The 20,755-nt window shown below is 74.4% G+C and carries 22 protein-coding genes; 12 read left to right on the top strand and 10 right to left on the bottom strand.

Annotated features, from left to right (window positions below):
* Nucleotides 1-37: 37 nt before the first annotated feature.
* Together MUU72_RS16415 and MUU72_RS16410 are read right to left on the bottom strand one after the other, a co-directional pair.
* Nucleotides 38-313 carry a DUF3263 domain-containing protein gene (locus MUU72_RS16415; RefSeq protein ID WP_248013995.1) on the bottom strand — a complete coding sequence of 92 codons (276 nt, stop codon included), beginning with the start codon at nucleotides 311-313 and terminating at the stop codon, nucleotides 38-40.
* 53 nt (nucleotides 314-366) lie between these two features.
* A complete protein-coding gene (locus MUU72_RS16410) occupies nucleotides 367-1,635 on the bottom strand; it encodes an ABC transporter substrate-binding protein (RefSeq protein WP_248013994.1) in 1,269 nt (422 codons plus the stop codon).
* 338 nt (nucleotides 1,636-1,973) lie between these two features.
* On the opposite strand from MUU72_RS16410, the gene MUU72_RS16405 reads away from it, so the two are divergent.
* The 3 genes from MUU72_RS16405 to MUU72_RS16395 all read left to right on the top strand — a co-directional run bounded on the left by MUU72_RS16405 (nucleotide 1,974) and on the right by MUU72_RS16395 (nucleotide 5,278).
* On the top strand, nucleotides 1,974-2,906 hold the full coding sequence (locus MUU72_RS16405) for an ROK family protein (RefSeq protein ID WP_248013993.1): 933 nt from the start codon (nucleotides 1,974-1,976) through the stop codon (nucleotides 2,904-2,906).
* Nucleotides 2,906-4,141: an N-acetylglucosamine-6-phosphate deacetylase gene (gene nagA, locus MUU72_RS16400; protein WP_248013992.1), complete on the top strand. Its 1,236-nt coding sequence runs from the start codon at nucleotides 2,906-2,908 to the stop codon at nucleotides 4,139-4,141. The genes MUU72_RS16405 and nagA overlap by 1 nt, the downstream gene beginning before the upstream one ends.
* Before the next feature lie 210 nt (nucleotides 4,142-4,351).
* Nucleotides 4,352-5,278 carry a 1-phosphofructokinase family hexose kinase gene (locus MUU72_RS16395; protein WP_248013991.1) on the top strand — a complete coding sequence of 309 codons (927 nt, stop codon included), beginning with the start codon at nucleotides 4,352-4,354 and terminating at the stop codon, nucleotides 5,276-5,278.
* 91 nt (nucleotides 5,279-5,369) lie between these two features.
* On the opposite strand, the gene MUU72_RS16390 is transcribed toward MUU72_RS16395, so the two are convergent.
* Both MUU72_RS16390 and cdgB read right to left on the bottom strand, forming a co-directional pair.
* Complete coding sequence (locus tag MUU72_RS16390) at nucleotides 5,370-6,260, bottom strand: carbohydrate-binding protein (RefSeq protein ID WP_248013990.1); 891 nt, start codon at nucleotides 6,258-6,260, stop codon at nucleotides 5,370-5,372.
* A 255-nt stretch (nucleotides 6,261-6,515) separates the two neighbouring features.
* Nucleotides 6,516-8,198: a diguanylate cyclase domain-containing protein gene (gene cdgB, locus MUU72_RS16385; RefSeq protein ID WP_248013989.1), complete on the bottom strand. Its 1,683-nt coding sequence runs from the start codon at nucleotides 8,196-8,198 to the stop codon at nucleotides 6,516-6,518.
* A 421-nt stretch (nucleotides 8,199-8,619) separates the two neighbouring features.
* On the opposite strand from cdgB, the gene MUU72_RS16380 reads away from it, so the two are divergent.
* Entirely contained in the window at nucleotides 8,620-9,231 is a 612-nt protein-coding gene (locus MUU72_RS16380) for a flavin reductase family protein (RefSeq protein WP_248013988.1), read from the top strand.
* A gap of 76 nt (nucleotides 9,232-9,307) precedes the next feature.
* Here MUU72_RS16380 and arfB read toward each other — a convergent pair whose 3' ends face one another.
* On the bottom strand, nucleotides 9,308-9,736 hold the full coding sequence (gene arfB, locus MUU72_RS16375; RefSeq protein WP_248013987.1) for an alternative ribosome rescue aminoacyl-tRNA hydrolase ArfB: 429 nt from the start codon (nucleotides 9,734-9,736) through the stop codon (nucleotides 9,308-9,310).
* 256 nt (nucleotides 9,737-9,992) lie between these two features.
* Between arfB and MUU72_RS16370 the strand changes: the two genes are divergently transcribed.
* Entirely contained in the window at nucleotides 9,993-10,568 is a 576-nt protein-coding gene (locus MUU72_RS16370) for a TerD family protein (RefSeq protein WP_248013986.1), read from the top strand.
* 79 nt (nucleotides 10,569-10,647) lie between these two features.
* On the opposite strand, the gene MUU72_RS16365 is transcribed toward MUU72_RS16370, so the two are convergent.
* Complete coding sequence (locus MUU72_RS16365; RefSeq protein ID WP_248013985.1) at nucleotides 10,648-10,935, bottom strand: helix-turn-helix domain-containing protein; 288 nt, start codon at nucleotides 10,933-10,935, stop codon at nucleotides 10,648-10,650.
* Between the two features lie 168 nt (nucleotides 10,936-11,103).
* On the opposite strand from MUU72_RS16365, the gene map reads away from it, so the two are divergent.
* Nucleotides 11,104-11,871: a type I methionyl aminopeptidase gene (gene map / locus MUU72_RS16360; RefSeq protein WP_248013984.1), complete on the top strand. Its 768-nt coding sequence runs from the start codon at nucleotides 11,104-11,106 to the stop codon at nucleotides 11,869-11,871.
* A gap of 220 nt (nucleotides 11,872-12,091) precedes the next feature.
* Complete coding sequence (locus MUU72_RS16355) at nucleotides 12,092-12,589, top strand: hypothetical protein (RefSeq protein WP_248013983.1); 498 nt, start codon at nucleotides 12,092-12,094, stop codon at nucleotides 12,587-12,589.
* A 22-nt stretch (nucleotides 12,590-12,611) separates the two neighbouring features.
* Here MUU72_RS16355 and MUU72_RS16350 read toward each other — a convergent pair whose 3' ends face one another.
* Nucleotides 12,612-13,256, bottom strand: coding sequence for a pentapeptide repeat-containing protein (locus MUU72_RS16350; protein WP_308403828.1), 645 nt, complete (start codon nucleotides 13,254-13,256; stop codon nucleotides 12,612-12,614).
* Between the two features lie 293 nt (nucleotides 13,257-13,549).
* Between MUU72_RS16350 and MUU72_RS16345 the strand changes: the two genes are divergently transcribed.
* Complete coding sequence (locus MUU72_RS16345; protein ID WP_248013981.1) at nucleotides 13,550-14,563, top strand: zinc-binding dehydrogenase; 1,014 nt, start codon at nucleotides 13,550-13,552, stop codon at nucleotides 14,561-14,563.
* Between the two features lie 53 nt (nucleotides 14,564-14,616).
* Here the strand turns inward: MUU72_RS16345 and MUU72_RS16340 are convergent, their stop codons facing one another.
* From MUU72_RS16340 to MUU72_RS16330, 3 genes are all read right to left on the bottom strand, one after another.
* On the bottom strand, nucleotides 14,617-15,720 hold the full coding sequence (locus MUU72_RS16340) for an aminopeptidase P family protein (RefSeq protein ID WP_248014008.1): 1,104 nt from the start codon (nucleotides 15,718-15,720) through the stop codon (nucleotides 14,617-14,619).
* Nucleotides 15,721-15,804: 84 nt separating this feature from the next.
* Nucleotides 15,805-16,449, bottom strand: a complete 645-nt coding sequence (locus tag MUU72_RS16335) for a response regulator (RefSeq protein ID WP_248014007.1) — start codon at nucleotides 16,447-16,449, stop codon at nucleotides 15,805-15,807.
* Nucleotides 16,446-17,678 carry a sensor histidine kinase gene (locus MUU72_RS16330; protein ID WP_248013980.1) on the bottom strand — a complete coding sequence of 411 codons (1,233 nt, stop codon included), beginning with the start codon at nucleotides 17,676-17,678 and terminating at the stop codon, nucleotides 16,446-16,448. Before MUU72_RS16330 ends, MUU72_RS16335 begins: the two co-directional genes overlap by 4 nt.
* A gap of 199 nt (nucleotides 17,679-17,877) precedes the next feature.
* On the opposite strand from MUU72_RS16330, the gene MUU72_RS16325 reads away from it, so the two are divergent.
* The 4 genes from MUU72_RS16325 (at nucleotide 17,878) to MUU72_RS16310 (ending at nucleotide 20,677) form a co-directional block, all read left to right on the top strand.
* Entirely contained in the window at nucleotides 17,878-18,318 is a 441-nt protein-coding gene (locus MUU72_RS16325) for a hypothetical protein (RefSeq protein ID WP_248013979.1), read from the top strand.
* Between the two features lie 215 nt (nucleotides 18,319-18,533).
* Nucleotides 18,534-19,190 carry a Crp/Fnr family transcriptional regulator gene (locus MUU72_RS16320; RefSeq protein WP_248013978.1) on the top strand — a complete coding sequence of 219 codons (657 nt, stop codon included), beginning with the start codon at nucleotides 18,534-18,536 and terminating at the stop codon, nucleotides 19,188-19,190.
* A 147-nt stretch (nucleotides 19,191-19,337) separates the two neighbouring features.
* Entirely contained in the window at nucleotides 19,338-20,273 is a 936-nt protein-coding gene (locus MUU72_RS16315) for a hypothetical protein (RefSeq protein ID WP_248013977.1), read from the top strand.
* Nucleotides 20,270-20,677, top strand: a complete 408-nt coding sequence (locus MUU72_RS16310) for a hypothetical protein (protein ID WP_248013976.1) — start codon at nucleotides 20,270-20,272, stop codon at nucleotides 20,675-20,677. The genes MUU72_RS16315 and MUU72_RS16310 overlap by 4 nt, the downstream gene beginning before the upstream one ends.
* The last annotated feature ends 78 nt before the right edge of the window (nucleotides 20,678-20,755 follow it).

Genomic DNA, 20,755 nt, shown 5'->3' with positions numbered 1-20,755 from the left:
GGGCTGCGGGCGGGGCCGGGGGCCGGGGCGGGGCGGGTCAGCGGCGCGCCCGCCGCGCGTCGCGTACGCGGCGCAGGCGGTTGACGGTCACCGGGTCGTGCGCCAGCGCACGGGGGTCGTCGAGGAGGGCGTTGAGGAGCTGGTAGTAGCGGGTCGGGGAGATGCCGAGCTGTTCGCGGATGGCGCGTTCCTTGGCGCCGGGGCCGGGCCAGGAGCGGCGCTCGACGCCGAGCACCGCCGCCTCGCGGGCGGAGAGCCCCTGGCCGGGCCCGCCGGCGGTCCCGGGGGTGCCGCTGCCGGTGCCGTCCGTCATCGCTGCCCGCCGTCCCTCGTCACCTTCCCACGATAAGCCCACCCCCGGGGCCGCTACTCGGCGGCGTTGTCGGCGGTGTCCGCGATGTTCTGGATGTCGGTGAGGGTCGCGGAGGGGTTGCCGCGCGGGCCGACGGTGGCGCCCATCCGGGCCTTGATGGTCTTGGAGACCAGCGGCCAGGACGTCTTGTCGGACGGGTAGAACGCGGCGTTGGGGAGCTGTTCGAGGAAGCCGTGGAGCTTGCTGAAGCGGTCGTCGGCGAGCATCGCCTGGGAGGCGGAGGTGGTGACCGGCAGCAGGTTGTAGTCGGCGGAGAACTTCAGGACGTTCTTCCGGCTGTAGACGAAGTCGAGGAACGTGCCGACCTCGGTGCGGTGGCCGTTCTGCTTGAACGCCATCATCCAGTCGGCGACGCCCATGGTGGCCTTGGCCTTGCCGGTGGCGCCGGGGAGTTCGACGGTGCCGTAGTCGATGCCCTTGGCCTCGGCCTGCTTCATGAGGGTGGGGTGGCCGTTGAGCATGCCGACGTCGCCGGCGGTGAAGGCGGCGAAGGCGTCCTCGCGGTTGAGCTTGGCGGGGTCGGTGCCGGTGAGGCCCTTGCCGACGAGGTTCTTCTTGAGCCACTCGAACGTCTTGACGTTCTCGGGCGAGTTGATGGTGTATTTGCCGATCTGGTCGGTGTAGCCGCCGCCGCCGGCGAGCATCCACTCCAGCGTCTCGGCCTGGGTCTCCTCGGGGCCCAGCGGCAGCGCGAAGGGGATCTTCACACCGTGCGCCTTCAGCGCCTGGGCGTCGCTGATGATGTCGTTCCAGTTCTGCGGCGGGGTGGTGATGCCGGCCTGGGTGAACAGCGTCTTGTTGTAGAAGAGCCGCCGGGTGCTGGCGCCGAAGGGCATGCCGTACTGGCGCCGCTGGTATTCGCCGGCCTCCGCGAGGGACGGCTCGAAGTCGGCCTGGACCGGGATGGAGAGCAGGTCGTCGGCGCTGTAGAGCTTGCCGTGCGCGGCGTAGTCGGCGTACGCGCCGATCTGCGCCATGTCGGGGGCCTTGCCGGCGTGGACGAGGTCCTCGACCTTCTTGTCGACGTCGGTCCAGCTGTAGACCGAGACGTCGACGTGGATGCCGGGGTTCTTCTCCTCGAACTCGCGCACCAGGGCGTCCCAGTAGTGCCGGGAGCTGTTGGCCTTGCTGCTGTCGCCGTAGTCCGCGGCGACCAGGGTCAGGGTGACGCCGCTGCCGGCGCCGCTGCCGCAGCCGGTGAGGGTCAGGGTCATGGTCGCGGCGAGTCCCGCCGCCGCCAGGCTCACGTACCGCCGTCGCACCGCTACTACCGCCCCTTTGTCCCGAAATTTCCGCGCTTGCGGGTCTTCCCTCGCCGTCGCGGGGATCGCCCGCGAATCGGCGTGGAACAGCGAGTCTCTCCCCTGTCCCCCACAAGGTCTACACCACCCGCTATTCGGATTCCGTATCGCCCCGCCTCTTGCGCAGGTCAGCACTGCTGTGGGATAGCGGCCGGCGGGTGCTACCGGCGCGTACGCGCTGCCCGGATCCGGGCAGCGGACCCGGCGGGACCGAAGGGCCGGGGCGTGCGGACCGGCGTGGCGATCCGCACGGTGAGTGGACTAGACCTTTATCGGCGGATCGCGCGACACTGTCCCCCGTGAGACACGTCATCGCCCTTGATGTGGGCGGCACCGGAATGAAGGCCGCCCTCGCCGGGGCCGACGGCACCCTCCTGCACGAGGCGCGGCGCCCCACCGCCCGCGAGCGCGGCCCCGAGGCCGTCGTCGCGTCCATCCTCGGTTTCGCCGCCGAGCTGCGCGACCTCGGCCGGGAGCGGTTCGGCGGCCCCGCGCTGGCCGCCGGCGTCGCCGTCCCCGGCATCGTCGACGAGGCCGCCGGCACCGCCGTCTACGCCGCCAACCTCGGCTGGCGCGACGTCCCGCTGCGGGCCCTGCTCGCCGAGCGCCTCGGCGGGGTGCCGGTCGCGCTCGGCCACGACGTGCGGGCCGGCGGGCTGGCCGAGGGCCGGATCGGCGCCGGCCGCGACGCCGACCGCTTCCTCTTCGTCCCCCTGGGCACCGGCATCGCCGGCGCCATCGGCATCGCCGGCCGCATCGAGGCCGGTGCGCACGGCGGCGCCGGCGAGATCGGCCACATCACCGTCCGGCCCGGCGGCCGGGAGTGCGGCTGCGGCCGGCGCGGCTGCCTGGAGACGGTGGCCTCGGCCGCCGCGGTGGGCCGCGACTGGGCCGCCGCCTGCGGCGATCCGCGGGCCGGCGCCGCGGACTGCGCCAAGGCCGTGCGGTCCGGCGACCCCCGCGCCCTGGCCGTCTGGCAGGACGCCGTGGACGCGCTCGCCGACGGCCTGGTCACCGGGCTGACCCTGCTCGACCCGCGGACGGTGATCATCGGCGGCGGGCTCGCCGAGGCCGGCGACACGCTGTTCGCACCGCTGCGGGAGGCGGTCGCCCGGCGCGTTACCTTCCAGCAGCTCCCCTCGATCGTCCCGGCGGCCCTCGGGGACGCCGCCGGCTGCCTGGGCGCAGGACTGCTCGCCTGGGATCTTCTCGCAACGGAGGTAACCGCCTGATGGCACACCAACAGTCCGCGGGACGGGCCCCGGAGGGCGGGCGCACCGTGCTGGCCGGTGCCCGGGTCGCCCGCCCCTCCGGCGTCACCGACGACGCCGTGATCACCGTCGAGGGCACCCGGATCGCCGCGGTCCGCAGCCGGGGCGGGGACACCGGGGCGGCGGCGGACGCGGCCGGCGCCCCGGGCGGCGCGGCGGCCACCACCGACCTGACCGGGTATCTGGTCGTGCCCGGCTTCGTCGACCTGCACGTGCACGGCGGGGGCGGCGGCTCCTTCTCGTCCGCCGACCCCGGCGAGTGCCTGACCGCCATCGACACCCACCGCCGGCACGGCACCACCTCGATGGCGGCCTCCACCGTCACCGGTGACCTGGACGACCTGGCGCGGCAGGCCGGGGTCCTGGCGGAGCTGGTGCAGCAGGGCGACCTGGCCGGTATCCACTTCGAGGGCCCGTTCATCTCCCCGCACCGCTGCGGCGCCCACCAGCCCGGACTGCTGCGCGACCCGGACCCGGCCGACGTCCGCCGGCTGATCGACGCGGCCCGCGGCACCGCCGTGATGATGACCCTCGCCCCCGAACTCCCCGGCGGCCTCGCGTCCGTCCGGCTGCTCGCCGAGGCCGGGGTGATCGCCGCGGTCGGCCACACCGACTCCGGCTACGACGCCGCCCGGCAGGCCATCGACGCCGGCGCCACCGTCGCCACCCACCTCTTCAACGCGATGCCGCCGCTCGGCCACCGCGCCCCCGGCCCGGTCGCCGCGCTGCTGGAGGACGAGCGGGTCACCGTCGAGCTGATCAACGACGGGACCCATCTGCACCCCGCCGCGCTCCGGTTGGCGTTCCGCGAGGCGGGCGCCGGACGCGTCGCGTTCATCACCGACGCGATGGGCGCCGCCGGGATGAGCGACGGGATGTATCCGCTCGGCCCGATGCGGGTCGAGGTCAAGGACGGCGTCGCGCGGATCAGCGAGGGCCCCACCGCGGGCTCCATCGCCGGCTCCACGCTCACCCTGGACCGGGCCTTCCGCCGGGCCGTGACCATCGACGGGCTGACCGTCGGGCAGGCCGTGCAGGCGCTGTCCGCCAACCCCGCGCGGCTGCTGGGCATCGACGGCCGGACCGGCTCCCTGGAGGCCGGCAAGGACGCCGACCTGGTGGTGCTCGACGACCGCTACGAGGTCGCGGGCGTGATGCGGCAGGGCAGCTGGCTGGTGCGTCCACCGGGCGTCTGACCCGGGTGGCCGGGCCGCCCGGCCGCTGCCGGGAGGTGCCCGGTGGTCCGGCCGCCGCACCGGCGCACGGGCCGGACGGGGTGGCCGGCCGGGTCTGGGCTACGGCCGTTCGCGATGGCATGATCACTCGCGCACTTGTCCGTATGCCACCGCGGAACGCGGTGCCCTCACCCACGGCCGTCCGGCCGGCCTCCTCCCGGAGGGGAGACCATGATCCTCACGGTCACGCTGAACGCCGCCCTGGACATCACCTACCGCGTCCCCCGGCTCCGCCCGCACACCACCCACCGCGTCACCGAGGTCATCGAACGCCCCGGCGGCAAGGGCCTGAACGTCGCCCGGGTGCTGGCCGCGCTCGGCCACCGCACCGTCGCCACCGGCTTCGCGGGCGGCGGCACCGGCCAGGCGCTGCGCGCCCTGCTCACCCAGGAGACCGCCGTCACCGACGCGCTGGTCCCGGTCGGCGGCGCCACCCGCCGCACCGTCGCCGTCGTGGACGCCGCCACCGGCGACACCACCCAGCTCAACGAACCGGGCCCGACCGTCTCCCCGGCCGAATGGGCCGCCTTCCTCGGCACCTACCGCGACCTGCTGGCCGACGCCGAGGCGGTGGCGCTGTGCGGCAGCCTGCCGCCCGGCGTGCCGGTGGACGTCTACGCCCGGCTCACCCGCGCCGCCCGCACGGCCGGCGTCCCGGTCCTGCTGGACACCAGCGGCGAACCGCTGCGCCGCGGCCTGGCCGCCCGCCCCGACCTCGCCAAACCCAACGCCGACGAACTCGCCGCGCTCACCGGCTCCACCGAACCGCTGCGCGCCGCCCGGGACGCCCGCCGCCGCGGCGCGCACGCGGTGGCCGCCTCGCTCGGCCCGGACGGGATGCTCGCGGTCACCGCCGACGGCGCCTGGCAGGCCGCCCCGCCGCGCCGGCTCGCCGGCAACCCCACCGGCGCCGGCGACTCCGCGGTGGCCGGCCTGCTCTCCGGACTCGTCGAGGAACTGCCCTGGCCGGACCGGCTCCGCCGCGCGGTGGCCCTCTCCGCGGCGACCGTACGGGCCCGGGCCGCCGGCGAGTTCGACGCCGCGGTCTACGAGGAGCTGCTGGCCCACGTGGTGGTGACGGAGCGTCCGGCGGCATAGCGGCCGGCGGCGGACGCGGTGCCCGGCGCGGCCCAGGGCCGGGCGCGGGCGGCCGGGCGGTCCGGCCGCCGGTCCTGCCGGGCCCCCGGTGTCAGGAGCGGGCGAGCCAGACCTGGTCGAGGTTGACCTCGCACTGGTTGCCGTTCTCGCAGGACAGCTTGATGGTGTTGGTGCCCTTGTTGAGCTGGACGTACGACCAGGACCTGGTCCAGCCCTTGTCCCAGGCGCCCTCGGGGGCGTGGGCGAAGTTCTTGAGGCTTATCGGCCGGCTCAGGGCCTGGCCGTTCACGTTCAGCGTGAGGTTGGCGTCCTTGCCGGGCACGCCGTAGCCGACCCAGAGCTTGTACTGGCCGGGGGCGTCGACGTCCAGGGTCCAGGTGGCCGACGCGCCGGGGGTGTTCATCCCGGCCACGTAGGAGCCGCTGGCGGTGCGGGCGCCGGGGACGTCCTTGGCGGTGACGGCGCCGCCGTCCAGGCGCAGCGCGCCCGCGTCGTCCTTGGGGAGGGCGCCCGGGGTGGGCTTGTGGGCGGGCTTGTCGCTGGGCTTGACCGTGTCGGCGGGCGACGGGCCCGGCTTCTGCGCGGTGTCGCCCTGGTCTCCGTTGCTGTTGGTCAGCATCGCCGCGCCGATGCCTATGCACACCACCGCCACCACCGCGACGGCGCCGATCAGCAGGCCGTTGCGGCCCTTGCGGGGCTCGGGGGCGGGCGGCGCCGGGCGGGCGCGGTCGCCGGCGCCGCCGCCGGGCAGGGTCTCGGGGGCCGCGTAGTGCGGGTTCTGCCGCCCGTACGGCTGGGCGGTCTGCTGGGTGCCGTACTGGCGCTGGCCGACCGTGCGCACCTGGTTGTAGGAGGTCCGCGGGACGCCCGGCTGCCGCGCGGCGCCGGCACCCGCCCCGCCCTCGCCGCCCTCCGAGCGGTAGAGGTGGGCGAAGGGGTCGTCGTTCTCCGGCGTGTCGGCGCCGTTGTTGCCGGCCGTCATTCGGTGTCACTCCCAAGCGGTCTCTCGCGCCTGTGCGCGTCCGTCCACGTGCGCGGGGCTTTCGCGCGGGCTTCCGGGGCCACCGGCGCCGCCGCGCCGCATCGGCGCAGCCTACCCCGTCGGGGCCGGGCGACGCCGGTCCCGGACCTTCACAAGATCACTACGACTCGGTGAACGCGCCGTGCCCAGGCAGGACGCCACCGGTGTGAGATACGCCGCCCCGGCCCGGACCCGGTGCCGGGGCGGGCGGCCGCCTCAGCCGGCCGCCCGCCGGCCGGCCTTCGACCGCCGCTTCTCGACGTACATCCGCTGGTCGGCCGACTCCAGGACCTCCTCGGCGGTCATCCCGCAGCTCGCCCAGCCGATGCCGAAGCTGGCGCCGACCCGGACGGCCCGGCCCTCCACCCGGATCGGCGGGAGGATCGCGTTCCGCAGCCGGACCGCGAGGTCCTGGGCGTCGGCGGTGCCCAGCCCGTCGGCGAGCACCACGAACTCGTCGCCGCCGAGCCGGGCGACGGTGTCGCCGTCCCGGACGCCGCTGGTCAGCCGGCGGGCGACCTCGATCAGCACCGCGTCGCCGGTGTTGTGCCCGAAGCGGTCGTTGATCGACTTGAAGCCGTCCAGGTCGCAGAAGAGCACCGCCAGGCCCTTGGCGCCGTCGTCCTCGGCGCCGTCCGCGGGCGCGGACAGGTGCACGTGGTGGTCGAACGGCAGCGCGCCGGGCAGCGGCCGGGGCGGTTCGCCCTCGAAGCCGTCGAGGCCGTCGAACGGCTCCGGCCCGTCCCCGGGGAAGCCGTGACCGGTGCGCGGGTCGGTGCCCGAGGAGGCGTAGGCGTCGGCGAGCGCGCTGGGCGGGCGGGAGCACAGCCGGGCGGAGAGCCGGGCCCGCAGTTCGGCGCTGTTGGGCAGCCCGGTCAGCGAGTCGTGGCTGGCCCGGTGCGCCAGCTGGAGCTCGTGCCGCTTGCGCTCCTCGATGTCCTCGACGTGGGTGAGCAGGAAGCGGGGGCCGTCGGCGGTGTCGGCGACCACGGAGTTGCGCAGCGAGACCCACACGTACGTGCCGTCGCGGCGCAGCAGCCGCAGCTCGGCCCGGCCGCCCTCGGCGGAGGTGCGCAGCAGGGTGCCGATGTCCTCGGGGTGGCAGATGTCGGAGAACGACAGCCGGCGCATCGCGGAGGCCGGGCGGCCCAGCAGCCGGCACAGCGCGTCGTTGGTGCGCAGCAGCCGTCCGTGCTGGTCGCCGCCCATCTCGGCGACGGCCATCCCGCTCGGCGCGTACTCGAACGCCTGCCGGAAGCTCTCCTCGCTGGCCCGCAGCGCCTGCTGCTCGCGCTCCAGGCGGACCAGGGCGCGCTGCATGTTGGCCCGCAGCCGGGCGTTGCTGATCGCGATGGCGGACTGGAACGCGTACATCTGGAGCGCCTCCTGGCCCCAGGGGCCGGGGCGCCGCCCGTTGCGCGGCCGGTCCACGGAGAGCACGCCGAGCAGTTCACCGCTGCCGTTGGCGGCGGTGTACATGGGCGCGAAGAGGCGGTCCATGGGGTGCCACTCGTCGGGGAAGCGCGGCGCGGGGCCGGCGGTGTGCCACTGCGGCACATCGTCGTCGTCCAGCACCCAGCCCTCGGTGTACGGGATGAAGCGCAGGTCGCCCCAGCGCTCCCCCATGGACAGCCGGCGCTCCCAGGAGGCGCGCGAGCCCACCCGGCCGGCCATCAGCGCCTCCGCGCCCGCGCTCCCGGCCACCGCGGCGACCACGAGATCGCCGTCCGGCCGTACGAGGTTGACCGCGGCGAGCTCGTAGCCGAGCCCGACGATCGCCCCGTCGGCGACGGACTGCAGGGTGTCCGCAAGGCTGCGGGCGGTGTTCAGTTCGGCGACCACTTGGTGCAGCTGCCGCAGGGTCGCAAGACGGACATAGGGCTCCGACTCGGTCTCCATCGCTCGCTCTCCCTGAGACCTCGACAGCAACTCCACCGATTTCTTTGTCGTCCGATTCCACGCTCACTGAATCACAGTGAGCTGTTCACTCGGTACACAGGGTCAACAATTACCGGCCCATGTGACTCAAGTCACAATCTGTGACAGGTCGTTACGGACCGCCGGCCGGCGCCGCGGCCGGCCGCCCGAACGCCGTCCGCACACCGTCTGAAAACTTCCTGAACGCAAATTCCGGCCAGCCGGCGGCCGGAACGCGGCGCCCGCCGGGGCGGATACGGACCGCACGGGCCCGCCCTGCGGCCGGGCGGCGGACCGGAGCGAACGGGAGCGGCGGGGCCGCAACCTCGTCCCTCGGACCTAGGGCGCGGGTCGTCCCGGGGCCCGATGCGCGGCCGGATCGCGCGGCGTTAGCGTTCATGGCGTGTTCACGAAGACTCCTGCCACCGCCCCGGCCGCCGGCTCCGCCGCCACCGCACCCACCGTCGCCCTCGCCCCCGTGCCCGGCGACGGGCCGATCGCGCATGCTGTCGGTGTGAGTGACGACGAGTTCCGAGCCGCCCTGTCCCGCCTCGCCGCCGGAGTGGTGCTGATCACCGCGCACGATCCGGACGCCGGTGCGCGCGGGGAGGACGTCGGCATGACCGCCACCGCGTTCCTGTCGGTGTCGCTGGACCCGCCGCTGGTGATGGTGAGCGTTCGCAACGACTCGCGGATGGACGACCTGCTGGCGCAGCAGCCGCTGTGGGCCGTTTCGGTCCTGGCGGAGCAGCAGCGGCAGGTAGCGGCACGATTCGCAATGAAGGGCCGCATCAGCGATCGACTGCTCTTCCAGGACATTCCGTCCGTACGGGGCGAAGCGTCCGGTGCGCCGCTCATCGGGGGTGCGCTGGCGGCGCTGGAGTGCCGCACCGAGCAGCGGGTGGTCGCCGGGGACCACACCCTCGTCATCGGCCGGGTGCTGGCCGCCACCACCGCCGACGAGGACCACGGTCCGCTGGCGTACTTCCGGGGGAAGTACCGGCACCTGGGCTAGGAAACCGCGCGGCGGACGGCGGGCCGGGCCGCGGGTGGTACGGGCCGCAAGCGGTACGGCCGCGGGCGGGCGCCGCTCAGCCCCAATCGCGGCCGGAGCGGCCCCGCTTGGTCTCGCCGCGCTGCTTCTTCTCGCGCAGCCGGCGCTCGTTGATACCCCGCGGGATGCGGGTCTTGCGGCGCGGTGCGGGCGGCGGCGCGGTCGCCTCGGCGAGCAGTGCGGCCATCCGCACGGCGGCGGTCTCGCGGTTGCGCCACTGGGAGCGGTGCTCGGAGGCGCGCACCGTCAGCACGCCGTCGGCCAGCCGGCCCGCCAGCCGCTCCAGGGCCCGCTCGCGCCACACCGGGGGCAGCGCCGTGGTGCGCGCGAGGTCGAAGCGCAACTCGACCTGGCTGTCGGTGACGTTGACGTGCTGGCCGCCCGGGCCGGAGGAGCGGGAGAACCGCCAGACCAGCTCGGCCTCCGGCAGGACGACCGAACCGCGGATGACATGGGGTCCGGACATGCCCCCCATGATCCCGCGGCTCCGGGCCCACGTCACCCCGGTTTCCGGCGCCGGCGGCCGGTAGGCGCCCGCGGGTTCCGGCTCCGCGACCGCGGTTTCCGGCTCCGCGCCCGGCATCAGGATTCGGCAAAGAAAGTAAAGCCGGGGGGAACCACCCGGTCACTCCGCGGCGTTGAGGTGGATGACAGCGGCCGCGCTCCCGGGCACGGCCGCCGCACCGCCGGTACCACCGACTCGCAGAGGAAAGGGACATCCCATGGCTGTAAGCCTGTCCAAGGGCGGCAACGTCTCGCTCACCAAGGAGGCGCCGGGCCTGTCCGCCGTCACGGTCGGCCTCGGCTGGGACGTCCGCACGACCACGGGCACGGACTTCGACCTCGACGCCAGCGCCATCGCGGTCAACGGCTCCGGCAAGGTCCACTCCGACCAGCACTTCATCTTCTTCAACAACAAGTCGACGCCGGACCAGTCCATCGTCCACGCCGGTGACAACACCACCGGCCAGGGCGAGGGCGACGACGAGTCGATCCACGTGAACCTCACCGCGCTGCCGGCCGAGATCGACAAGATCGTCTTCCCGGTCTCCATCTACGACGCCGAGAACCGCGGCCAGAACTTCGGCCAGGTGCGGAACGCCTTCATCCGCATCGTCAACCAGGCCGGCGGCGCCGAGATCGCGCGCTACGACCTCAGCGAGGACGCCGCCACCGAGACCGCCATGGTCTTCGGCGAGCTGTACCGCCACGGCGCGGAGTGGAAGTTCCGCGCCGTGGGCCAGGGTTACGCCTCCGGCCTGCGCGGTATCGCCCAGGACTTCGGGGTGAACGTCTGAGCCACGCCGCACACCGACGGCTGCCGGAGGCCGGCTCCCCACCCGGGGGGCCGGCCTCCGGCGTTCGCGCGTACGGGCGTCAGGCGGCCGCGCTGCCGTGCTCGGCGTCCCCGGGGGGCGCCCCGGGCGGGGCGGCCAGCGCGGCCACCTCGTCCAGCGACAGCCCGAGCGTGCCGGCGAGCGCGGCGACCGTGAAGAACGCCGGGGTCGGCGCCCGCCCGGTCTCGATCTTCCGCAGCGTCTCGGCGGACAGGCCGGCCGCCGCGGCGACCTCGACCATGCTCCGTTCGCCGCGCGCCGCCCGCAGCAGCGCGCCCAGGCGCTCACCGCGTTCGCGTTCCCAGGGGGTCAGTGGAGTCCGCACCATGCCCGTGATACTAATACCGGTAAACAAATACCGGTATTCAAATACCGGTCCAGGGACACCGGTGCAGGGGTACCGGTAGCGGAGCGGGGCCCGGGCCCGCCCACCCGCCGCGGCAGGCAGCGGGGGGCGGGCGGCGCGCGCACCGGCCGCGGAGTGGGAGGCATACCGATGGTGGAGATCAAGAACAACGCGTCGCTGGCGGCGATGCGGGTGGCCGGCCGGGTCGTCGCGGACGCGCTGGCCGCCGTACGGGCCGCGGCCGCGCCCGGCGTGCGCCTGCGGGAGCTGGACGAGGTGGCCCGCGCCGTCCTGCGCGAGGCCGGCGCCACGTCCCCCTTCCTCGGCTACCGCCCGTCCTTCGCGCCCACCCCGTTCCCCGCGGTGATCTGCGCGTCCGTCAACGACGCGATCGTGCACGGCGTACCGGACGGCTACCGGCTGCGCGACGGCGACCTGGTCAGCATCGACTGCGGCGCGCTCGTCGACGGCTGGGCCGGCGACGCGGCCACCAGCTTCACGGTCGGCACCGAATCTCCCGCGGACCGGCAGCTGCGGGAGACCACCCGGCGCGCCCTGGAGGCGGGCATCGCGGCGGCCGTGGTCGGCGCCCGGATCGGCGACATCTCGCATGCCATCGGCAGCATCGGCCGCGCGGCCGGCTACGGCATCCCCGAGGACTTCGGCGGCCACGGCATCGGCCGGTCCATGCACGAGGACCCCGGCGTCCCCAACGACGGCCGGCCGGGCCGCGGTTACGTCCTGCGGCACGGCCTGGTCCTCGCCATCGAGCCGATGTTCCTCGCCGGCGGCGGCAACGACTACACCACCGCACCCGACGGCTGGACCCTGCGCACCTCCGACGGCAGCCGCGCCGCCCACTTCGAGCACACCGTCGCGGTGACGGACGACGGCCCGCGGGTGCTCACCCTGCCGTAGAGCGGAGGCCGGGGGACGGGTGCGCAGGGGGCGCGGGCGCGGGGACGGTCGGGGCGATGGGCGCGGCGGGCGGGGCGGGCCCGGGCGCGGGCGCAGGCCGTCCGGCCACCCGCGGGCCGTCCGGCCGTCCAGGGCCACCCGCGGACCGTCCGGGCCCGCGGGCCGTGCGGGCTCTCCGTCCGCCGCGCCGGGGCGCCGCCGCGCGTGACACCATCGAGGCGTGATCGACCTCGGCTACTCCCTCTCCCGCCGCTTCCCGGACCCGCCGCAGACGGACTACCGGACCGCGGACGTGCGCACCCTGCGCCACGACCTCTTCTGCGGCGACGTCTACCTCGCGGACACCGAGAGCGACCGGGAGCTGTCCACGGCCTGGGGATGGGTGCCGGTGCTCGACTTCGCCTGGGCGCTCTGCGACATCGTCGAGCAGCTCGACCGCGACCCCCTCGGCAGCCGCTCCGCCCGCCCCGTCCGCGCCGAACTGGACTTCACCGAGTCCAGCGACCGGATGCTCTTCGAGCGGCGCTTCGGCTGGGTCGAGGTCACCGCCGACTGGGTGCCGGTCGAGGAAGCCCCGCTCACCTTCAACCACGCCGCGCTGCGCCGCGAGGCCCGCGACTTCCTGCACGACCTGGTCGCCGACCTCGCCGATATGCACGAGGGCCTCGCCGACAACCCCGCCGTCTGGGCCCTCCAGGCCCGCTTCCCCCGCATCTGACCGCCCCTCCGCCGCTCCCGCCTCAGTCCACCCGGACGCCCACCTGGGCGGCGAACGCCGGGGCCAGCTCCAGGAGTTGGGCCGTGCTGATCACCGCACCGCCCAGGCAGTCGATCCCGCGCGCGATGTCCAGCCCGGCCGCCCCGCGCAGATCGACGTCCTTCATCCGGGCCGCCGTGAAGTCCACCCGCGCCAGCGTGCAGTCCTCGAACGACACCCGCTCCAGCTCGGCGCCCCCGAAGTCCGCCTCGACCAGCACACAGCCCTCGAACGCGACGTCCCGCAGCCTGGCCCGGCGCAGATTGGCGAAGTCGATCTTCCCGCCGCGCACCACCACCCGCTCCAGCACCGCACCGTGCAGCTGCGTCCCGCCGAGCCGGGCGTCCACCACCTCCACGTCCCGCAGCGACGCCTGCGAGAGGTCCGTGCCGACGCCGCGCACCCCGCTCAGCACGCTGTCGATGATCCGGGCCCGGCCCAGCACCGTCTCGTCCAGCGCGCACCGCCGCAGCGCGCAGTCCATGAACCGGGCGCCCCGCGCCGACTGGCCCGCGCAGTCCACCCCGGCGAACTCCAGCCCGTCGTAGTCCCCTTCGGGCTCCAGCCCCCCGCCGCCGTACTCCCGCAGCTCCGGCAGCCGCACCTGCGGCCGCCGCACCGGCCGCACCGTCTCCCCGCCACGCCCTGCCACGCGCTCACCACCTCCGTCCGGCCCGCCGGCTCCCGGCCGGCCGCCCTCGCCGTTCCCGCTCCACCCACCATGCTGGACCACCCCACTGACAATCGCCCTGACCTGCGGAATTACCCGCAGGGACGGTGCCGGCGGGGCCGGGCCCGCCACCGGCCGGTTGACCTCAACCCAAGTTGAGGTACGAGAGTGGCGGCCGTTGACCGCTCCACCGGCGCGGCGGCCCCGCCACCGGCGGCCGCCCCGCCCTCCCCCTAGGAGACGACTCCGCCATGCGCGCAATACGGCTGCACACCTTCGGTCCCGCCGGGAACCTCGTCCCCGAGACCCTCGAGGACCCCGTACCGGGCCCGGGCGAGGTCCGGATCGCCGTGGCCGCGGCGGGCGTCCACCTCGTCGACACCGCGCTCCGCGAGGGCATGACGGGCGGCCCGCTGCCGCTGCCCGACCTCCCGACCGTGCCGGGCCGGGAGGTGGCCGGGACGGTCGACGCGGTCGGCGAGGGCACCGACCCCGACTGGCTCGGCCGCCGCGTCGTCGCCCACCTGGGCACGGCCCCGGGCGGCTACGCCGAACTGGCCGTCACCGCCGCCGAACGGCTGCACGCGATCCCCGACGGCCTGGACCCGGCCCAGGCCGTCGCCATGATCGGCACCGGCCGCACCACCATGGGCGTCCTGCTCTGCGCCGGCCTCACCGCCGACGACATCGCGCTCGTCCCGGCCGCCGCCGGCGGCATCGGCTCCCTGCTCGTCCAGCACGCCAAGAACACCGGCGCCACGGCCGTCGGCCTGGCCGGCGGCCCCGCCAAGGCGGCCCGCGTCCGCGAGCTGGGCGCCGACCTCGCCGTGGACTACACCGACGACGGCTGGCCGGACCTGGTGCGCCGCTTCCTCGACGAGCGCGGCGCCCCCGGCGCCACCGTGGTCTTCGACTCGGTCGGCGGCGCACCGGGCCGCGCGGCCGTGGACCTGCTCGCCCGCGGCGGCCGCCATCTGGTCCTCGGCTGGTCGGCCGGCGGGCTGCTCACCGGGGGCCCGCTGACGTTCGGCGAAGCCGAACTGGCCGCCCGCGGCATCACCTCGGAGACGGTCGTCGGACCGCCGATGCTGGCCCGCGTCGGCGGCATCAACCCGATCCGCACCCTGGAGAGCGCCGCCCTCACCGAGGCCGCCGCCGGGCGCCTGGTCCCCGCCGTCCAGCGCTTCCCGCTCGCCGAGGCCGCGGCCGCCCACCGCGCCCTGGAGACCCGCGCCACCATGGGCAAGGTCGTCCTGATCCCGTGACGGCCGCCCGCCCGGGGCGCCGCCCCTCCGCCCGGCGCCCCGGTCACGGGCCCCTAGGACACCACGGCCAGCTCCCGCCCCGTACGGTTCAGCCGCCGGCCGCCGTCCTCCGTGCAGACCACGATGTCCTTGATGCGCACCCCGAACCGCCCCGGCAGGTAGATGCCCGGCTCGATCGAGAAGCACATCCCCGGTACCAGCGGCAGGTGCTCGCCCTCCACCATGTAGGGCGGCTCGTGCGTGGTGACCCCGATGCCGTGCCCGGTCCGGTGGATGAAGTACTCGCCGTACCCCGCCGACGTGATCACCCGCCGCGCCACCCGGTCGATGTCCTGGCAGGCGGCACCGGGCCGGACCGCCTCGAACGCCGCCTGCTGGGCCTCCCGCACGATCTCGTGCACGGTCCGCTCCTCCGCGCCCGGCTGCCCGACGTGCACGGTCCGGGTGGTGTCCGACCCGTAACCGTCCTTGAGGCCGCCGAAGTCCAGCACCACCATGTCGCCGTCCTCGATGACCCGGTCCCCCGCCTCGTGGTGCGGGTCGGCCCCGTTGGGCCCCGACCCGACGACCGTGAAGTCCACCTGGCTGTGCCCGTGCTCCCGCAGCAGCCGGGCCAGGTCCGCCGCGATGTCGCACTCCCGCCGCCCGGCGAAGCGCACCCCCAGGATGTCCTGGTACGCCGCGTCGGCGGCCGCCCCCGCCGCCGCCAGCCGCTCCACCTCGTAGGCGTCCTTGACGGCCCGCAGCATCGGCAGGACCTCCGTCAGTGCCCCGTAGCGGCCCTGCGGGACCGTCCGCTGCAACCCGAGCAGGTGCAGCGCCCACATCCCGTCCGAGACCCCGTAGCGCCCCTGCGGCGCCAGCCACCGGCCCAGTTCGGCGCAGGGGTCCGTGCCGTCGGCCCACCCGACGACCTCCAGCGCCCCGGCGCCCGCCGCGTGCTCCGCGTCCGGCCGCTCCAGCAGGGGCACCAGCAGCCGCCCGGGCCGCCCCGGCTCGATCACCAGCGCGGTCAGCCGCTCGGTGACGGCCGTCGGCCGGTACCCGCACAGCCACACCAGGTCCGGCCCCGGCGCCACGATCAGCCCCGCCAGCCCGGCCTCCGCGGCGGCCGCCCCGGCCCGCGCCATCCGCCGCTCGTAGTCGTCCCGCGTCATCGAAGTCACCATGCCGCGAATCTACGCCGCCCCGCCCCCCGGGGCCGGAAACCCGCGCGCCCTGCGGGCCCGCCCCCGCGGCCCCTATGCCGCGCCGCCCACCCCCAGGAAGCGCAGCACGGCCAGCACCCGCCGGTGGTCGCCCTCCGCCCTGGGCAGGTCCAGCTTCGCCAGGATGCTGTTGATGTGCTTGGCCACCGCGCTCTCGCTGACCACGAGTTGGGCGGCGATCCCGGCGTTGGACCGGCCCTCGGCCATCAGGGACAGCACCTCCCGCTCCCGCTCGGTCAGCCGCTCCAGCGGGTCGCTCGGGCGCCGCACCAGCAGCTGCGCGACCACCTGCGGGTCCAGGGCGGTGCCCCCGGACGCGACCCGGCGCAGCGCCTCGATGAACTCCTCGACGTCCGCGACCCGTTGCTTGAGGAGGTAGCCGACGCCGCTGGTGTTGGCGGCCAGGAGTTCGGCGGCGTAGCGCTCCTCGACGTACTGGGAGAGCAGCAGGACGGCGGTGTCCGGCCACTGCTGCCGGATGACCAGCGCGGCCCGCACGCCCTCGTCGGTGAAGCCGGGCGGCATCCGGACGTCGACCACGGCGATGTCCGGGCGGTGCTCGGCCACCGCCCGCAGCAGCCCCTCCGCGTCCCCGCTCTCGGCCACCACCTCGAACCCGGCGGTCTCCAGGACTTTCACCACCCCGATCCGGAGCAGCAGGGAATCCTCGGCGATCACAGCGCGCTTGGCAGCGTGCACGGCAGCTCCACGGTAACGACGGTCGGGCCCCCTGGGGGGCTGTCGAGGGCGAGGGTGCCGTCCACCGAGGCCACGCGCTGCGCGAGCCCGGTCAGACCGGTCCCCCCGGAGGGGTCCGCCCCTCCCCTGCCATCATCGGTGACCCGCACCCGCAGGGTGTCACCGGTCCGGACGGCCTCCACCGCGGCGCGGGTCGCCCGGGCGTGCTTGGTGACGTTGGCCAGCGCCTCGGAGACGACGAAGTAGGCCACCGCCTCCACGGCGGGCGCGGCCCGCTCGGGCACGTCCACGCTGACCTGCACGGGCAGCGGTGCGCGGGCCGCGATCCCGGAGAGCGCCGCGTCCAGCCCCCGGTCGTCCAGGACGTGCGGGTGCAGGCCGCGCACCAGGTGGTTGAGCTCCTCCAGCGCCTCCTTGGCCTCGCGGTGCGCCTCGTCGATGACCGCCCGCGCCTCCGGCGGCAGATCGGTCAGGGTGGCCTTGGCCAGGCCCAGGCCGACCGCGAGGGACACCAGCCGCTGCTGGGCGCCGTCGTGCAGGTCCCGTTCGATGCGGCGGCGTTCGGCGTCCGCGGCGGCCAGCGTCTCGGCCCGGCGCTCGGCCAGGTCCTCGACCCGCCGCTCCAACTCCTCGGCCCGGCTGGGCCCGAGCAGCCGCCGGGCGATCACCGACTCCAGCCGCACCAGCGCACCGGTCAGCCGCGGCAGGAACGGCAGGACGGCCAGCCCGGCCACCGCCAGCAGCCAGCCGTCCACATTCGCCCATTGGGTGAACGCCCACTCCTGGGGAAACACCCAGTACCAGGCGTAGAAGGTGATCCCGCAGACGCTGCCCGCCCACAGGACCAGCACCACGGCCTCCACGAGCCCCAGCACCGGCCCGGCCAGCTGGTGGTAGCCGAGCTGGCGCCAGTACGCGGCGGTGCGCAGCCGCTGCCGCGCCCGCTGGAGTTCGCTGTCCCCGGCCACCGGCGGGGTGCGGGGTATGCCGGTGCCGGCGTACGCGGCGAACCGGCGGCGCTGGAGCCAGGTCACGGACATCGCGCCCGCCGCGGCGAACACGACCGGCACCACCGCGCCGGCGTGGGAGAGGCTGAACCACACCCACAGCAGGAAAGCGGCCCCGTGCAGCAGCACCCCGGTGGACAGGAAGGCGAGTTGCGCGCGGGTACGGGCCAGGCGGCGCGGCCGCCCCTCGGATCGGGTCATGGGTACGACGGTAAACACCCAGGTCAACGAAGGCTGTCACACCTGCTTCCGGAACGGGGGTGTACCTGGCACCACCCCGGCTCGGACACCGTCGCTACTGACGCGCCGCGCCCGCTCCAGGAGCCTTGATCACACGCCCGAAAGCCGGGCCCACGGCCCCGCCCACCGGGGCCGCACCCCCGGAAGGACCGCCTCCGCCATGGCCCTCGCCACCTTCAACCCCCGCCCCGGCAACGGTGGTTGCCCGGCCGTCGCGGGCCGCGGACGCGGCGCCTCCACACCCCTTCCCCGCACCCGCCCCTGGCAGGGCCGCCTCCTGGTCGGCGCGGGCCTGGCCCTGCTGCCCTGGCTCGGCTACCTCGCCGCCACCCTGCCGCCCGCCGAGGCCGCCGCCTGGATCGCCCTGGACGTCCTGGAGGCCGCCGCCCTGCTCACCGCCGGCACCCGCCTGCTCCGCGCCGCCCCCGGCCACCACGCCCCCGCGGCCCTCGCCGCCGCCCTGCTCCTCACCGACGCCTGCCTGGACCTCCTCACCGCCGCCCCCGGCCCCGAACTGGCCACCGCCACCGCCATGGCCCTCGCCGCCGAACTCCCCCTCGCCGCCCTCTGCACCCACCTGGCCACCCGCCACCGGACCTGACCCCCTCCCGCCGCCCACCCCGGAGCAAGCTCAGACGCCCGCTCCGCACCGCTCACCCCCGGAGCGCTTCGCAGTGCGCCTTCCGGCGGCACGGCTTCCGCTGCTGTGAGTGGGTTTTCGCCGAACGGAAAGATCTCGGCCTCTTCACATCTCCCACAGGCGTGAGATCCGGAATTCCTCAGTTCTTGGGGAGGCCTACGCCCTAGCGTGATCGCATGAGTGAAGATATCCCTCACCCGGCCCGTCCTCTTCGCGACCTGGTAACACCTACCGAGTGGGAGGAACTGACGCGCTATCCGTCCCAGACCTACCTGGCAGGCGAAAAATTACTGAGCCAGGGGTGCGAGGGCACTCACGTACTCGCACTGACCAGCGGCCTAGTGAAGATCGTTCGAACAGACCGCGACGGGCGGCAGCGATTGCTCGCCTTTCGCGGCCCGGGCGAGATCCTGGGCGAAATGGCGCTCCAGAGCGGAGCTGAACGACTGGCCGACGTCTGGACAATGAGCAAATGCAAATCATCGGTTGTTCCGAGAAAGGAGTTCCAGCGTTTCGTACACGAGCACCGGCTTGCCTATCCGCTCGCCATGATGGCCTCCAACCGATTGCGGGAGCAGACCGAGGCCCGCGATGGGACTGTGCACGAACGCCTCGCCAAGGCACTGATCCGTCTGGTCGAGGTCTCCGACGGGCTCCGCCGCTTCTCGCTCACCAGGGAAGACCTGGCTCAGCACATCGACGCGGGCCGCAAGGCCGTCAGCAAGGCGTTGACGCAGCTCGGGCCGGACCTGGTGAAGGCCGGGAAGAGCCGCATCGAGGTGACCAGCGTGGAAGGGCTGCGGGAGGTCATCTCCGGCCTCACCGACACGTGAGCCCGGTGTGGCCCACGTCACCTCCCGTCTGGGCCTGCGGAACGGAACGCACTCGCACTCGCTGTGAGGCTCGACATGCGCGACACCGCGTACCCGAGCGTCCCGCCCGGATCCCCAGGGAACGGGCGGGCTTCACAGAGGAGTGACATGCGCGAGTTCACCACCGAACTGCCGCAGCAGATCACCAGTCCCTACACCCGCAGCCGTCTGCTGCCTCCCTATCGGGGCATCCTCGCCGTGGACGCCAAGGACTTCACCGGACGTCCGGCGATCGAGCACGAAGCCGTCAGCCGAGCCGTCCCCGAACTCCTCAAGACCGCACTGTCCAGGGCAGAGCTGCAAGACCTGTGGGACAACCGCGCCTTCCCCGCTTCGACCGGTGACGGCTACGTCTTCGGATTCGACCCCGCCCGGATGCCTTTCGTGATCCACCCGCTGCTGCTCACCCTGCAGGACGTCCTGACCGACTTCAATGTCCTGTCCCTCGGAACAGTGCCCATCCGGCTCCGGGCCAGCCTGCACGTCGGCCCGCTGCCTGACACCGGAGACGAGTTCAGCGGCAACGGGACAGCACGCAACGACACGCACCGCCTGCTCGACTCCCACCCGGTGAAGGCCGTGCTCGCTTCCCACAAGGAGAACGTCACCCACGTCGCGGCCATCCTCTCTGACCGCTGCTACGAGGATGCGGTCACCAGTGGGTACACCGGCCGCCACCCCGACCACTTCGTGGAGGTGGCCGCGACGGTTCCTGGCAAACCGTTCTCCCAGCGGGCCTGGCTCTACGTGCCCCAGCCGTCCGGGCCGTTGTACGAAGAACACTCGGACGCCGGGAACGCCACCGTTCCTGCCCAGGAACCCGCGCGGGAAGACGTCCGTCCCGTGCCCCGCGATGACACACGAACTGCTGCTGTGCGGAACAGCGCCCCCAACGGCAACATCAATACGGGCACCGTCAGCGGTGGTCAGAGCGTGGGCAACTACCACGTGGCCGGCGACCACGTCGAAGGCAACAAGGCCGGCCGGGTCCGGGGATTCCAGGGAGACCGGGTCCACGGCGACAAATACCAGGGGCGGCAGTGACTCCGGAGGACGCGGCACTGCCGACGGAGCAACCCGCTCCCCCCTCGCTGGAGCCGCCGCCTGATGGCGAACCGCTCCGGACGGAGGCTGAGCCCGACGTCTCCGAGCTGATCGACGCCATCGGCGGCGCCGCGAGGGCCGGGGGGCCCTTCGTGTACGCCCCGCACGGCAACATCAACGCCGGCTCCGTCCACGGTGGCCAGCGCGTCCACAACGTGCCTGCCGACGAAGGGCGGAGGCGCCGGGAAGGCAGAGTCCGCGAGGGGCCCGTCCCGGAGGCGGAAGTGCGAGCCGCGGCCTACGGGTTCGCGCGTCCCGACTGGTTCGAGGCGGCGCTTGAGAAGTTGCAGGACGGGCCGCTCTTCCTGGCCGGCCGGGATCCGGTCGTCGCACCGCAGCGCTGAACCTCCTGCGCGCGAGTTGCGGCGAAGGCGCCCCGCTACAGGCCCTGGACAGTGTCACCGAACTGGACCGTTGGCGGC

Source organism: Streptomyces rhizoryzae (genome assembly GCF_023155275.1).
Classification (GTDB): Bacteria; Actinomycetota; Actinomycetes; order Streptomycetales; family Streptomycetaceae; genus Streptomyces; species Streptomyces rhizoryzae.
This window is presented reverse-complemented; position numbering and strand designations above follow the sequence as displayed.

What these genes read in the sequence shown, in the direction of transcription:
- MUU72_RS16325 (WP_248013979.1), top strand. Translation starts at nt 17,878, where the DNA reads ATGGCCCTCGCCACCTTCAACCCCCGCCCCGGCAACGGTGGTTGCCCG.
- MUU72_RS16415 (WP_248013995.1), bottom strand. Translation starts at nt 313, where the DNA reads ATGACGGACGGCACCGGCAGCGGCACCCCCGGGACCGCCGGCGGGCCC.
- cdgB (WP_248013989.1), bottom strand. Translation starts at nt 8,198, where the DNA reads ATGGAGACCGAGTCGGAGCCCTATGTCCGTCTTGCGACCCTGCGGCAG.
- nagA (WP_248013992.1), top strand. Translation starts at nt 2,906, where the DNA reads ATGGCACACCAACAGTCCGCGGGACGGGCCCCGGAGGGCGGGCGCACC.
- map (WP_248013984.1), top strand. Translation starts at nt 11,104, where the DNA reads ATGGTGGAGATCAAGAACAACGCGTCGCTGGCGGCGATGCGGGTGGCC.
- MUU72_RS16315 (WP_248013977.1), top strand. Translation starts at nt 19,338, where the DNA reads ATGCGCGAGTTCACCACCGAACTGCCGCAGCAGATCACCAGTCCCTAC.
- MUU72_RS16320 (WP_248013978.1), top strand. Translation starts at nt 18,534, where the DNA reads ATGAGTGAAGATATCCCTCACCCGGCCCGTCCTCTTCGCGACCTGGTA.
- arfB (WP_248013987.1), bottom strand. Translation starts at nt 9,736, where the DNA reads ATGTCCGGACCCCATGTCATCCGCGGTTCGGTCGTCCTGCCGGAGGCC.
- MUU72_RS16345 (WP_248013981.1), top strand. Translation starts at nt 13,550, where the DNA reads ATGCGCGCAATACGGCTGCACACCTTCGGTCCCGCCGGGAACCTCGTC.
- MUU72_RS16340 (WP_248014008.1), bottom strand. Translation starts at nt 15,720, where the DNA reads ATGACGCGGGACGACTACGAGCGGCGGATGGCGCGGGCCGGGGCGGCC.
- MUU72_RS16330 (WP_248013980.1), bottom strand. Translation starts at nt 17,678, where the DNA reads ATGACCCGATCCGAGGGGCGGCCGCGCCGCCTGGCCCGTACCCGCGCG.
- MUU72_RS16365 (WP_248013985.1), bottom strand. Translation starts at nt 10,935, where the DNA reads ATGGTGCGGACTCCACTGACCCCCTGGGAACGCGAACGCGGTGAGCGC.
- MUU72_RS16395 (WP_248013991.1), top strand. Translation starts at nt 4,352, where the DNA reads ATGATCCTCACGGTCACGCTGAACGCCGCCCTGGACATCACCTACCGC.
- MUU72_RS16370 (WP_248013986.1), top strand. Translation starts at nt 9,993, where the DNA reads ATGGCTGTAAGCCTGTCCAAGGGCGGCAACGTCTCGCTCACCAAGGAG.
- MUU72_RS16390 (WP_248013990.1), bottom strand. Translation starts at nt 6,260, where the DNA reads ATGACGGCCGGCAACAACGGCGCCGACACGCCGGAGAACGACGACCCC.